This window comes from Lysinibacillus telephonicus (genome assembly GCF_003966145.1).
GTDB classification, from domain to species: Bacteria; Bacillota; Bacilli; order Bacillales_A; family Planococcaceae; genus Ureibacillus; species Ureibacillus telephonicus.
In genome coordinates this window covers 38,292-51,680 of the sequence record NZ_RXNR01000016.1, presented here as the reverse complement: position 1 = coordinate 51,680, position 13,389 = coordinate 38,292, and the positions used below count along the sequence as shown (strand labels likewise).

At 34.5% G+C, this 13,389-nt stretch carries 12 protein-coding genes; 1 reads left to right on the top strand and 11 read right to left on the bottom strand.

Features of this window, described 5'->3' with window-relative positions; translation table 11 throughout:
- Positions 1-106: 106 nt before the first annotated feature.
- From EKG35_RS07620 to EKG35_RS07595, 6 genes are all read right to left on the bottom strand, one after another.
- Positions 107-895, bottom strand: a complete 789-nt coding sequence (locus tag EKG35_RS07620) for an MBL fold metallo-hydrolase (RefSeq protein WP_126293846.1) — start codon at positions 893-895, stop codon at positions 107-109.
- Between the two features lie 11 nt (positions 896-906).
- The gene (locus EKG35_RS07615; protein WP_126293845.1) at positions 907-1,797 is read right to left on the bottom strand and encodes a two-component system regulatory protein YycI; all 891 of its coding nucleotides are present in this window, start codon (positions 1,795-1,797) and stop codon (positions 907-909) included.
- Positions 1,784-3,094, bottom strand: a complete 1,311-nt coding sequence (locus tag EKG35_RS07610; protein ID WP_185807676.1) for a YycH family regulatory protein — start codon at positions 3,092-3,094, stop codon at positions 1,784-1,786. Before EKG35_RS07610 ends, EKG35_RS07615 begins: the two co-directional genes overlap by 14 nt.
- Positions 3,091-4,926 (bottom strand): cell wall metabolism sensor histidine kinase WalK, encoded by a 1,836-nt coding sequence (gene walK, locus EKG35_RS07605; protein WP_126293843.1) that lies wholly within the window; start codon positions 4,924-4,926, stop codon positions 3,091-3,093. Before walK ends, EKG35_RS07610 begins: the two co-directional genes overlap by 4 nt.
- A 5-nt stretch (positions 4,927-4,931) precedes the next feature.
- Entirely contained in the window at positions 4,932-5,642 is a 711-nt protein-coding gene (gene yycF, locus EKG35_RS07600; RefSeq protein ID WP_126293842.1) for a response regulator YycF, read from the bottom strand.
- A gap of 546 nt (positions 5,643-6,188) precedes the next feature.
- Entirely contained in the window at positions 6,189-7,667 is a 1,479-nt protein-coding gene (locus tag EKG35_RS07595) for a peptidoglycan DD-metalloendopeptidase family protein (RefSeq protein WP_126293841.1), read from the bottom strand.
- A gap of 250 nt (positions 7,668-7,917) precedes the next feature.
- On the opposite strand from EKG35_RS07595, the gene EKG35_RS07590 reads away from it, so the two are divergent.
- Complete coding sequence (locus EKG35_RS07590) at positions 7,918-8,802, top strand: YitT family protein (RefSeq protein WP_126293840.1); 885 nt, start codon at positions 7,918-7,920, stop codon at positions 8,800-8,802.
- Positions 8,803-8,912: 110 nt separating this feature from the next.
- Here EKG35_RS07590 and EKG35_RS07585 read toward each other — a convergent pair whose 3' ends face one another.
- From EKG35_RS07585 to EKG35_RS07565, 5 genes are read right to left on the bottom strand one after another with little or no spacing between them, the layout of a single operon-like run.
- Complete coding sequence (locus EKG35_RS07585) at positions 8,913-9,701, bottom strand: HAD-IIA family hydrolase (RefSeq protein ID WP_126293839.1); 789 nt, start codon at positions 9,699-9,701, stop codon at positions 8,913-8,915.
- Entirely contained in the window at positions 9,686-10,486 is an 801-nt protein-coding gene (locus EKG35_RS07580) for a sugar phosphate isomerase/epimerase family protein (protein ID WP_126293838.1), read from the bottom strand. The genes EKG35_RS07585 and EKG35_RS07580 overlap by 16 nt, the downstream gene beginning before the upstream one ends.
- Before the next feature lie 5 nt (positions 10,487-10,491).
- Positions 10,492-11,619, bottom strand: coding sequence for an ABC transporter ATP-binding protein (locus EKG35_RS07575; protein WP_246020252.1), 1,128 nt, complete (start codon positions 11,617-11,619; stop codon positions 10,492-10,494).
- 13 nt (positions 11,620-11,632) lie between these two features.
- Complete coding sequence (locus EKG35_RS07570; protein WP_126293836.1) at positions 11,633-12,457, bottom strand: carbohydrate ABC transporter permease; 825 nt, start codon at positions 12,455-12,457, stop codon at positions 11,633-11,635.
- Positions 12,444-13,361, bottom strand: a complete 918-nt coding sequence (locus tag EKG35_RS07565; RefSeq protein WP_126293835.1) for a carbohydrate ABC transporter permease — start codon at positions 13,359-13,361, stop codon at positions 12,444-12,446. The genes EKG35_RS07570 and EKG35_RS07565 overlap by 14 nt, the downstream gene beginning before the upstream one ends.
- Positions 13,362-13,389 lie beyond the last annotated feature (28 nt).

Below are 13,389 nucleotides of genomic sequence, written 5' to 3'. Positions count from 1 at the left end.
TTAGTAATTATTTGCTTATAGGTCTTGTCCCTGTGGTGGATAAGCCCACTCTTGCTCAATTTCGTCCTAAAATGAATTTTCGGATGACCTATTTAAATGTTATTCATTATACCGTCACAAGCATCGTTGGTTCTTCCGCATCTGTATCATGCAATTGGACAAATTCACCTGCTATAATGCCGCACGATTGCAATGTTTGTGTTACGCTCATTCGAGCTAAGTCTTTCATATTATTATCTTTACTTAAATGGGATAAATATATTTGTGTTGGCTTTTCAAAAACAACTTCACTCATCGCAACTGCAGCATCTTCGTTGGATACATGTCCAACATCACTCAGTATTCGGCGTTTAACAGACCAAGGATAACGCCCCATCTGAAGCATTCCAATATCATGATTACTTTCAAAAACAAATGAATCTGCCCCACGTATTATTCCTTTCATACGGTCGCTTACATACCCAGTATCCGTGATAATAACAAGCTTCCGATCATTTTCGTGAAATACGTAGAACATTGGATCTACAGCATCATGAGAAACAGCAAAAGACTCAATACTTAATGAACCAAATGATTGGACAGTCTCCATATTAAATAAAAATCGCTGATCTTCTGGGATTTTCCCAACATGCTCATCCATAGCCAACCATGTTTTTTCATTTGCAAAGATAGGCACATTGTATTTTCGAGCAACTACACCTAGTCCTTTTATATGATCACTATGCTCATGTGTAACTAAAATTCCTGATAAATTTTTCATATCGCGACCTATTTTAGCAAATAGTTGCTCCATTTTTTTGCCGCTTAATCCGACATCAACTAAAAATGCATGTTCATCATTCTCTACATAAATTGCATTTCCAGTACTGCCGCTCGCTAAAACACTAAATCGCATACAATTACTCCCTATTCTGTATCTACTTCTTTGTTAGTTTCCTTCGCTTCTTTCACCTCTTCAGATTCAAGGGCTTCTTCTACATCATTTTCTACCTCTTCAACCTTCGAAGAATCTATTTGAACGTCAATTACTTTACCTTCAACTGCATTCACAAAGTATTCTTCCGTGTCATCGTCTGCTGTATTAACTTGAACCTCCCAAGTAGGAACAAACACTTGAGTTTTAGTTAGTTGAACGAGTGTCGAATATCCTAGTTTCATATTTGTAATTCGAGAATCTGGTTTTAACATTCCTTTTGCATAGAGTGCTTGAATAACCTGAATTGGTGTTAGAAGCGTTTCTTCTTCCTCGTATTCTTCTATTTTTTCTAAAATAGTTTGTTCATACATTACAATTTCATTGTCTTCATTCCAATAAATTGTTAAGACACCATTAATATTATAATAGATTGTACGGTTATTCACACTTTGGAAGAAGGTTGCTCTGCGATTTTCTTCATCAACCATCCATAATGAATAGTTCGCTCCATTATATACATATTGCTTTAAAAATTCGCTAAAGTTTGCTTCTTCCAAAGTGCCAGGTATTTTAACTGGTTCTCTTAGTTGAACAATAAGTTTATTATTATTTTCTATTGTCGCAGTCTGAACATTTTGAAGTTGTACTTTTTCTTCCTCAAAGTTTTTAACTCTCCCCGAGATGTAGGAAGCTTTTTCAGTATTTGTTGGTAATGCTCCATATGTTATATTATCGTCTTTTAAACGCGCTTCAATGTTCTTCTCACCTAATATTGGAACTTGCTGGGCTTCTGTATGCCGATTTAAATAAAGGGAATAGAGAAAAACATCCAGTATAAGAAATACGACGATGAATATAGATTTTGATTTACTCCAATCCATATCCAGTTCCTCCTATTGTTTCCGTCGTTACCCGTGTCCAACTGCCATTATCAATAACAAACCAATTTGGTTCTAATGTATATAAAAGCTCATTTTCATTTTTCTTTAAATAATAACCAACAACAATGTCATCAATTTCATTTAAATTTTCAATTGATTGAATTAATTCTGCTCCTGAAGGCAATGTTTGTATTGTTTTTTCCGAAGTGATATCCATTTCGAGTAAATAATATGGCCGTCTATATCGGAAAATTTGTTTATCTCCCCAAGTAGTTGCAATGCGTGTAGAAGTTACACTACTGAACACAGGAATTCCTTCTAAAAATAGTTGGTATTCTGTAATATGGTTTCGAGCATTCATGTATACGTAGCGGAAATCTCCTGTTAGTCCGCCGTGGTCATTGATAAAATCGAAGCTATCCTGCAATAAAATGGATTCTTTTATTTCACCAATGCTTTCTGATGCTGGATAGACATAATTAATCGTTTTTGTATTTGTGTCCGAAGTCATAAATGCCATGCCATCAGTATATTTGGATGAATTCAAGCTCTCTATATTCTTTTTCACAATATTTGGATCATTAAACAGCAACTCTTTAAACTTATCTGGTGAGATTTCATCGATATAATACGTGAATTGTATTAGCTCCATTGGATCAACTGGAACATATAATGATAATTTATCATCTCTTTTAATTTCCTCATAAGGAACAGTCTGAAGAATAGCATCTTTAAATGTTGCATTAAAATGCTCATCACTTAGTGCAACCTCTGTACTAAAAAGTGTACGGTTCTTATCACTTACAAATAGAAGCTGCAGAGTACGAGTTTGACTGAATTTGCTCCAATCAATAATTAACGAATTAAATGATACTTCAGGCAAATCATTTTGTGTAAACTCTAAAATGGAACGGAATGCATTAATTGGTACTTCTGCTGAGAAAAAAAGAGTCATTCGGTTATCTGTCCGAATCATCGAATTGATTTTTTCTTCTGTTAAATTACTTTGAACAAAGCTTAACTCTGATGCATGTAAATTAAGAAAAGTCCCCATCAAATCATCCATAACGGAATTTGAAATTGTACCAGAAAAGTTTCCATTTTGATTTACTAACAAGCGATAAGGTTTAACAACTTGATGTAGTTCTTTCTGATCGCCCACAGTAATTTGTTCTACCTGTGATTCTTCAATCACTTGATAGGGTGGTGTATAACTCCAAATAGAAAACGTTAAAATCAAGCTCAAAATAACTAGGAGTAAAAGGAAAGTAGATTTTAAAGGTTCAACATATTTCACTCCCAATCACCCGCCTCGTCTAATTCATATGGCAATGTGAAGAAGATTGTCGTCCCTACTCCTTCCTCACTTTCTGCCCAGATTTTACCGCCGTGTGCTTCAATCATTTCTTTTGCGATTGCAAGACCTAGGCCTGTACCACCCATTTCCCGCGAGCGAGCACGGTCAACACGATAAAATCGATCAAAAACTCTACTTACGTTTTCTTTAGGGATACCCATCCCGTCATCAGATACCATCACTTTTAACATATTATCTTGAACAGTAAACCCAAATCGAATATTTCCGCCATCTGGTGAATACTTTAAGGCGTTGGAAATAATATTATCGATTACTTGAGTTAGTTTATCTGTATCAATGTCTACAAAATATGATACTTCAGGGATATAACGTATGAATTTCACATTTTGAGACTTTGACATTTCAAAACGATCTATAATGCGATTGAAGAATTTATTAAACTCAACAAAGTCTGTATTTAATTTATAATCTCTGCTATCCATTTTCGAAAGCTGCAATAAATCATTAACAAGGCGAATCATACGCTCTGTTTCTGTCTGGGTTACATTTAAAAATGTAGGTGCAATGGCTTCATCTCTCCATGCCCCATCGGCAAGAGCCTCTAAGTAACTTCGCATTGTAGTTAATGGTGTACGTAATTCGTGTGAAACGTTTGCAACAAATTCCCGCCGCTCCATTTCAATTTTTTCTTGCTCTGTAATATCATGCAATACTGTTATTAAACCGTTTACAAAACCAGTCTCTTTTTGTATAACAGAAAAATTAGCCCTTAGTATAAAAGGTTTTTCTTGTGTACTGTAATTTAAATTAATCGATTCTTTCATATGAATTAAATCTTCAAAACTATACTCCTGGTCCAGGCCAAGTACAGAGGCAATTGGTCGACCTAAAGTTGTTTCACGTGTAACATCTAGGAAATTAAGAGCCGGATCATTAATTAAAATAATTTTACCTTTTCGATCAGTTGCAATTACTCCATCCGTCATGTTACTTAAAACAGATGCTAATTTTCTTCGCTCAGCTTCAGTTGTTGACTGAGCTTCTTGCAAACGATTTGTTAGATGATTAAATGCAATTGCAAGCTGTCCAATTTCATCATTACCATAAACACGAACTTTTCGCGAGAAATTTCCCCGAGACATCGCTTGTGCTTGTCTACGCATATCTAATATTGGTTTTGTTATCGTCTTGGCAATCAATATACCAAGAATAATCGTAATTGCAAGTGATATCGCTGTCCCTACAGCAAAAATCCCGTTAATATCACTCATTTGTTCAAAAACTTTTTCAATATTTGATTCAATATAAATTGACCCAATCACTTCTCCATTTGGGCCTATTGCGTCAAAAATCGGCGTCGCCAGCACCCAAACTCTTTTTCTAGTATCCGGGTCTAAGGCAATTTCTTCTAAATACGTTTCAGCTGATATAGATTTTGTGACGATGTCATCATTGGAACGCTGCCCTACAATCGATTGATTATCAATATCAGAGGTAGCTAGCACCTTATTTCTACTATCAACAACGCGAATCTCATTAATATCACCTGTTGTAAACTCTCGTAAAATTAAGCTTAAGCTCTGTTCTAATGTCGGTGATTCTTCATCACGTTCTTTTAACATCTCTTCACGAAGGCTATATTGTACTAAATCGATTCTTTGAAAAATCGATTCCTGAAAGTTTGTTTTTAAGTTCTCTTCTAATTCAGACGAAAAATATATTCCAATTATTTGCAATGCAATGATGATGAGCAAAACATAGATTAATACGATTTTTACATGAATCGATTTAAAAAAGCTTACTTTATGCATTCATACTACTCCTGTTCAGGATTTCGCAAATAATATCCAACACCACGACGTGTTACAATCCAGTTTGGATGACTTGGATTATCTTCTATTTTCTCACGTAGACGGCGTATCGTTACGTCTACTGTACGTACATCTCCAAAATAATCGTATCCCCAAACAGTTTGAAGTAAATGCTCACGTGTCATTACTTGACCAATGTGTTTAGCTAAATAATGTAATAATTCAAATTCACGGTGTGTAAGTTCAATTGATTCGCCGCGCTTCAAAACTAAGTATGCTTCCGGTTGGATAATTAAAGCTCCAACTGTAATGTCATTCGTTTCTTCTTTAATTTCTTCAACTTGAGAAGAAGCCTTTAGTCTTCGCATGTTTGCTTTTACACGAGCAATTAATTCACGCGTACTAAATGGTTTTGTAACGTAGTCATCTGCACCCATTTCAAGACCGAGTACTTTATCAATTTCAGATCCTTTTGCAGTCAACATAATGATAGGAAAATCATATTTTTTTCTTACTTCTCGGCAAACTTCCATACCATCTCTCTTTGGAAGCATAATATCAAGTAACATCAAGTCTGGTTGCTGCTCTTCAATTTTTTCTAACGCTTCATCACCATCATACGCACATATTACCTGATAACCTTCTTTTACTAAATTGAATTGCAGAATATCTGCAATTGGCTTTTCATCATCGACAACTAATATCGTTTTTGTCATACTTTTTCTCTCCTTTTTTTCAATTTATCTATTGTTCAAGTTAATTTAGTTCAGTTTTATACTTTTCACCCTATCATGCTTTTATTGTTAAAGCATTATAAGTTACATTATATCAAACAAAGCTCTATAACGAGAAAGACAAAGGTGCTTTGGGTAAAATTATAATTTAAAATAAGCTGTAGCTTACAGCGTATCTGCACATACTTATTATTTTCTGGGAAATAATTCGACAATTTTTGAAAAATCCATCGTCTTTTTAGCTGGGATTTAGGGAAACACTGCAACCTGCTACATTTCTAGATTAATCACTTTCTACTTTGTGTATGCCCTATAGGCCGGTACTTCCTAAAAAGGCTAAATAAGTTGAAGAAGGCATGTAACAGTTTAGCCTACTCAATGGTCCTTTTTTACAAAAAAAGATGTATCCCAAAAACGAATGGGATACATCCTTAGCGACGGGGTTATCACAGCAGCGATCCTGCTTAAAAGTATAAAAAATCGTAATGGCTGTCCTACAAGCATTAAGCTTATGGGACAGCCATCTCTTTAGTCTAAGTAAGATAACGGATTTTTATATGAGCCATTTTCGTGTACTTCAAAGTGTAAATGAGTTCCTGTTGATCTACCTGTTGAACCCATAATACCAATTAAAGAACCTTGTGGCACCACTTGTCCGACTTCTACTTTTATTTCTGATAAGTGAGCATAAACTGTTTCATATCCATTATTATGGTCAATAACGATTTTATTACCATAAGTTCCATCCCAGCCTGTAAATGTAACGACACCATTGTCTGATGCTTTAATATCATAATTAGATGGTCGAGCAATATCAATTCCTCTGTGGAATTCTCCCCAACGAGATCCCATTTGGCTAGAAATATAGCCGCCATTTGTTGGCCAAGCGAAATTGCCAGTTCCACGAGAAGAAACTACTTTTGTTCCAACTACAACAACTCTATTAGTAGGTTCTGAGATTACTTTTTCATCTGTAACAGCCTTTTTAACGCGATTACCGTTTAACTCTGTAATTAAATTTGTTACTTCTTTCTTACCGTAAGACCCTTCTTGTTTGACTACTTTTTCGCCTTTAAACATTTCATCGTCTTCTTCTACGATTTTGGCATAGTCCATTTTTTCCATATTCACTTTTTCATAAACAACTTGAACATTAACTAACGGTTTTTCAACTGTTACATTAATTTCTTGTCCAATTTGCAGAAGCGAGTCTACTTCTAAGTCAGGGTTTAAGTCTAATAATTCAGACGTTTTCAAATTATGTTTGCTAGCAATCTTGCTAAGTACGTCTCCTTCTTGTACTTTATATAATTCTTTTTCAAGAGTACCAGTTTGTAAAAACTTAACTGCTTCTTTTGGAGTTAGAATTTTAGCAGGATTTACTTTCGTTTCTTTGCCTGAAATATCTTCTTGTATAGAAATTTCATTTATACGAGTTTCATCAACTTCTAATTTGGGTAATTCATTAGTAGAAGCAGTTTTTTCATATTGCTGTAATTGATCTTCAGTTACATATTCAAGTTTTAATAGGCGAAGTGTTTCTTCATAGTCTTTCTGATTTTTAAAATATACGATAGGTTGACCATCGACTTGAAGTGCATAAGCCTCTGTTTCAACAGCTAGTTCTTCTTGTAATTTCTCTAAGGTCACAGAATCATTCGTTTGATAAGAAAATACTTTTTCTGGAATGATAGTAACATTTGTACCAGCCTCAATATCAAATTCTTTAAACTGAGTGCTAGCTTCTTTTTCTTTTGTTTGAATAACTTCTGATACTGCTTCTTCGTTTGATACTGGACCAATATAATTATTATCTATATACACATGGTATATCTTTTGTAGTGAATCATTAGTATTATTTTCATTTGCAAATGCTAAGTTAAAAGTTACAGTTGATAATAAAACTGCTGTGACAGCAGACTTTTTTATAATTGATTTTTTACTTTGTTCAAGACTTAAAAATTGATTCTTTGTAAAGTCTCTTTTGATGTTCCACTTCGAACTCATGTACAAGCCCCTTCCAAAGACAACCCTAAAAAAGATAGGGTTAATTTTCCATGTAGTAAATTACACCTTTTTAATGTACCATAAACTTTTTTTGGATTGAACAATTTGAGTCTTTTGTAATATAAATGTATTATTTGAAGATTTCTTGTCACAAAGTTTCGAAATCATTTTATTTTGTAGATTTGCTATTTTCATATAAAATTGAAATATATAGAAAATTTAATTTAATTCAATAGATAGGGGATACAATATGAGCGATATTGTTGTACACCCGGCTGCCCAGAGAAAGGCTAGTATTAGTAAACTAGTTATACGCATTTTCATGGTTATGATTGGTGCGATAGTAATGGCAGTTGGGCTTGAATTGTTTTTAGTTCCAAATAATGTAATGGATGGAGGGATCGTTGGAGTTTCCATCATTGCATCTCATCTAATAGGGCTGCCCCTTGGATTATTTATCTTTATTTTAAACCTTCCTTTTATCTTCTTAGGATATAAGCAAATCGGTAAAACTTTTGCATTAACTACTGCGCTCGGAATTACCGTTCTTTCTGTAACCACTATACTTTTACATCATATACACCCATTTACTAGCGACTTACTGTTAGCTACCGTTTTTGGTGGAATTATTTTAGGCCTTGGTGTTGGGATTGTTATACGTTTTGGCGGATGCTTAGATGGTACAGAAGTACTAGCTATTCTGTTCAACAAAAAGCTTCCTTTCTCTGTTGGGGAAATTATTTTATTTATTAACCTTATTATTTTCACTGTTGCAGGTTTCGTCTTTACTTGGGAAAAAGCAATGTACTCAATCGTTGCTTATTATATTGCAGCAAAAATGATCGACATTGTTGTTCAAGGTATGGAAGAATCTAAATCTGTCTATATCATTAGTGATGAAATTGATGAAATTGGCCGCGCAATAATGGATCGTTTAGGCCGCGGCGTTACATACTTGCATGGCGAGGGTGCTTATACTGGAGATAATAAAAAAGTAATTTTTTGCATCATTACTCGACTAGAAGAATCAAAAATGAAGGAAATAGTAAAAAGTATTGACGATAATGCATTCCTCGCAATAGGCAATATTAGTGAAGTAAGAGGTGGACGTTTCAAGAAAAGAGATATTCACTAAACAGGGGAATACAAAACAATCAGAGTGTAGACAAAGTCAACTTTATCTACACTCTTTTTTCATTTTATAAATATTTAAAAGCAACTAGCCAGACTTAAAATAGCCTATTTCTATAAAATAAAATCCTTTATTGAATTAATAATGTAATTTGGTTGAATAGATGAAATTGCCAAGTGTTCCTTTTTTGCAATACCAGACAACACTAAACAAGTTTCAATATTTAGATGCATGCCTAATAAAATATCCGTTTCTAATCGATCTCCTACAATAAGACACCGACTTGGTTCACATTTAAGCAACTCTACCATTTTTGATGCGTAATAGGCTGAGGGTTTACCAACGATTGCGGTTATTTTCCCACTAGCTGCTACCTCAATAGCCTTAGCAATTGCCATCGTATCCGCAACAAATTGTCCCTCCGCTACAGGACAGCTCGGATCAGGATTTGTTACAATTAACGCTGCACCATTGATAACAGCCTGCATCGCTCTATTCATTGTTTCATATGTAAATGTTCGATCAAGTCCTACAACAACATGAGTTGCTTCCAAAGGATTATTCGTACAAGGTATTCCTAGTTTTTGACATTCATCTATAAGGGACTTCTCTCCAACAATCAATACTTTACAGTCTGAGCAATTCTCATTTAAATAACAAGCCGTAAGATACGCTGCCGTTAATACTTCGTCTATTGCTGCTTCAATACCAAGCTTTTTCAGTTTCATTACAGTATCTATTCGACTTTGTGTTGGTGTATTAGAAATAAACAATAATTTTTTTCCCATGCTGCGCAGTTTATAAATCGTTTCCTGTGCACCCTCAATTATTTCATCTCCAACGTAAATAGTTCCATCCAAATCTAGAGCTAGTGCATCATAACAATTTAAATTAACTTCCATGATAACTCGTTTTTTAAACGCTCCTGTCCAGTCTTTAAATATTCTAAACTTGTATTTTGCCCATATTCTAAAATATAGCTAATTTCTAAATTTAAATCACGCAGCTCATGGAAAATAACTTCCCATTCAATAACTCCTTTGCCAATTGGTAAATGAAGATCTCCCTGGCCATCATTATCATGTAAATGTAATGCAATTAAGCGTGATGATGTTTGGCGTATTACACTTGCAATATCCCATCCATTAAGCTGAGCATGTCCAACATCAATTAAATAACCGGCCTCCTCAGGAACTTCCTTTAAAAACTCAACATATTCTTCTATTGTTAGAATACTCGTTCCGTTATATCCTACATTCTCTATAGCAAGTTTTACATTTGCATGATTAGCTAACTCACAAAGCTCAATAATCGACTCTTTTGCATGTTTAATTGCAACTTTTTTATCAAATTCTGGGGCAAATGTGAAGCCTGGATGAATCACAACATGGCTCGCACCTAACCAGCCAGCAAATTCGATTGCATCAGCATATGCTTGAAAAGATGCATCTCGTATATACTTAGTTTCACTTGTTAAATTAATATCCCACGCTGGAGGATGTACTGTATAATTAACTTCAAATTTCTTCAATTCTTGTACAAGCTCAAACCGTTCTTCCTGTGAATTATCCCAAAATGCTCCATCCATCATAATTTCTATATCATTGAATCCGTTCTCCTTTAATACGCGAACATTCGACACTGGATCTTGACCTAATAACACTAAATCTGAAATAAAGATTTTCATTATTGCTATACCTCAACTTTTAATGGAATTTTTGAATTTAAATTTAATGTAGAAGGATAACCAACTGTGTTTGTTGTTTCAGGATCAAAAAAGTGATAATTGTTATAGTCAAATTCTAAATATACTCTCTGTCCTTTACTAAATCCTCGATGAGGTGACAAGGCAATCCATTCTTTGGAGCCAATTTGAACATAGACCGCATATTGTGCCCCTAAATTTTCAATAGTATTTACTACTCCACAAATCCTTCCTTCACTCATTTCAGTGCTTAAATGAATATGCTCTGGTCGGACACCAAACTTTACTTGCTTATTCCGATAATTCTTTAATAGCAGACTCCATTCATTTCCGATACCGAAAAATTGCTCATCAATTTGTAACTGTCCGTCAATGAATCTAACGTCATGCACATTCATCGCAGGAGAACCAATAAAAGTAGCTGTAAAAATATTTGCTGGGCGATGATATACATTTTCTGGGGTATCAAGCATTTGCAAAATACCATTATTCAATAATGCAATTCGATCTCCAATGGTCATTGCTTCGATTTGATCATGGGTAACATATACCATCGTTTGCTTAAATTTTTCATGAATACGTACCAGTTCTTTTCGAGCTGTCCCACGAAGCTGTGCATCTAAATTGGACAATGGTTCATCAAGCAAAAAATATGGTGACTGTTTAACAACTGCACGGGCTAACGCGACTCGTTGACGCTGGCCACCCGATAAATCTTTCGGCAGTCTATTTTCTAACTTCTCAAGTCCCAGCATTTGCAAGGCATCTTTTAATCGCTTTTCAATTTCGTCTTTTGTCATCTTTTGTGTACGCAATGCATACGTAATATTTTGCTTAACTGTCATATGTGGATAAAGAGCGTAGTTTTGAAATACCATTGCAACATCTCGCTGTCCGCTTGGTACATCATTTACCTCGCGTCCTCCCATATAAAGCCTACCTTCTGTTATACTTTCAAGCCCTGCAATCATACGGAGAGTAGTTGATTTCCCACATCCTGAGGGACCTAATAAAATTAATCGTTCTCCATCGCGAATAGAGAAGTCAAGACTTTTAACAACCTCCACTTTTCCATAGCTTTTTTTTACTTTCTCAAAGCGTATTTCGTTCATCATCTCAACCTTTCCATTATTTAATACCTGAAGAAACAAATGTACCGATAATATATTTTTGGAATGTTAAATAAAGAGTAAGTGGAATAATCATTGTTATAACTGACACTGCCATCGCTACAGTAAAATTCGTTCCACCCTCGGAACTTATATACATTTGTAGTGCTAGTGGCAATGTATAATTATCTACCGTTTTTAAAATTAATACCGGCCATACATATTCATTCCAAGCCATAATGAAAAACCAAATACTTGTGGATGTTACTGCTGGACGTACTAAAGGCAGTACAATATCTTTCATGATGCGCCAATGTTCCATATTATCCAGTCGAGCTACTTCTATTAACGAAACAGGAATAGAGCGCATCGCCTGTGTTAATAAAAATATTCCCATTGCATCTGCAAGCTGCGGCAATATAACGCCCCAAACAGAATCAGCTAAACCTAATGACGATATAATTAAATAGTTTGGAATCATTGTGATCGTAAAGGGTAAAAAAATCGTACTAATTAGGAAAAAATAGATAACGTTTTTTCCTTTAAAAATGAAATATACAAAGGCATATGCTGCCAGAAATGATGTAATGATTTTAAAAATCGTTACAACTGAAGCAATTACAAAAGTATTCCATGTAATTTTTAACGCTGGTAAACTTGTGAATAATTGATTGAAGTTTTCAAACGTTATATTTTTCGGAATTATTGAAAGTGGACTGTTATAGGCGTCCTGCAACGATTTTAAAGAAAATCCAAGCGCATAAAAAATAGGATATAGTAATACCAGGATAAATATGAAAAAAATAATATGCCAAGGAATCTCCCACCGTTTATTTATTTTCATAATAAATCCTTCTTTCTACAAATTTAAATTCAACAATGAGCAAGAAGATAAAGATAATCATCGTAATAGTTGATAATGCTGCAGAATGCCCTGTGCGATATAGCACAAATGCCTCATGAAATGCTTGATAAATCACGTTTGAACTGGCATAATTCGGTCCACCTTGCGTGATAACTTTTATAGGTGTAAATGCAAATTGTAATCCTTGAACAATAGTAATAATAAACACATAAATTCCAGTCGAGCTGCTCATTGGCACAACAATACGAAAGAAAATTCTCCATAGAGGAATATTGTCAAGACGTGCTGCTTCAATGACTTCTTTTGAAATTCCACTAATAGAAGCAAAGAGTAAAATAAAATGATAACCCCAAATTTTCCATGATGTAATAAGTGTAATGACAACAATGACCCAACCATCTAACTTACTCCAAATGGGGATTGTTATATTGAACCAACCTGCAATAATAGCAACAGGTCCTGAAACAGGATTTAAAATCCACGTAAATAAGATTGAACCTACCACTAAGGAAATAAATGCCGGCAAGAAAAATGCTGATTTATAAAATCCTTTCATACGTTGAAGAACAAATTCTACTACATAGGCGAATATATACGGTACAACAAAGTTCACAGCTAATAGGAGTACAATGTATAACATTGTATTACCCATTACCTTCCAAGTGACTGGATCTTTGAGTACATCAATATAATTTTCAAATCCTACAAACTCTTTTGTTGTACTAACCATATTCCAATCAAAAAAACTTAAATAAATCGTATATAAAAACGGCCAAAACATGAAAAAGCCTAAGACAATTAAAGAAGGCAGCAACAATGCATAGGGAGCAATCTTTTGAATGCGACCTTCCTTATTTTTAATTGATAATATCGTTGTCGTCATATCATCACCATTTCTTTTAATTTAAAGG

Coding starts and splice junctions, on each gene's coding strand:
- EKG35_RS07620 (WP_126293846.1), bottom strand. CDS start 895: ATGCGATTTAGTGTTTTAGCGAGCGGCAGTACTGGAAATGCAATTTAT.
- EKG35_RS07615 (WP_126293845.1), bottom strand. CDS start 1,797: ATGGATTGGAGTAAATCAAAATCTATATTCATCGTCGTATTTCTTATA.
- walK (WP_126293843.1), bottom strand. CDS start 4,926: ATGCATAAAGTAAGCTTTTTTAAATCGATTCATGTAAAAATCGTATTA.
- yycF (WP_126293842.1), bottom strand. CDS start 5,642: ATGACAAAAACGATATTAGTTGTCGATGATGAAAAGCCAATTGCAGAT.
- EKG35_RS07595 (WP_126293841.1), bottom strand. CDS start 7,667: ATGAGTTCGAAGTGGAACATCAAAAGAGACTTTACAAAGAATCAATTT.
- EKG35_RS07590 (WP_126293840.1), top strand. CDS start 7,918: ATGAGCGATATTGTTGTACACCCGGCTGCCCAGAGAAAGGCTAGTATT.
- EKG35_RS07585 (WP_126293839.1), bottom strand. CDS start 9,701: ATGGAAGTTAATTTAAATTGTTATGATGCACTAGCTCTAGATTTGGAT.
- EKG35_RS07580 (WP_126293838.1), bottom strand. CDS start 10,486: ATGAAAATCTTTATTTCAGATTTAGTGTTATTAGGTCAAGATCCAGTG.
- EKG35_RS07575 (WP_246020252.1), bottom strand. CDS start 11,619: ATGATGAACGAAATACGCTTTGAGAAAGTAAAAAAAAGCTATGGAAAA.
- EKG35_RS07570 (WP_126293836.1), bottom strand. CDS start 12,457: ATGAAAATAAATAAACGGTGGGAGATTCCTTGGCATATTATTTTTTTC.
- EKG35_RS07565 (WP_126293835.1), bottom strand. CDS start 13,361: ATGACGACAACGATATTATCAATTAAAAATAAGGAAGGTCGCATTCAA.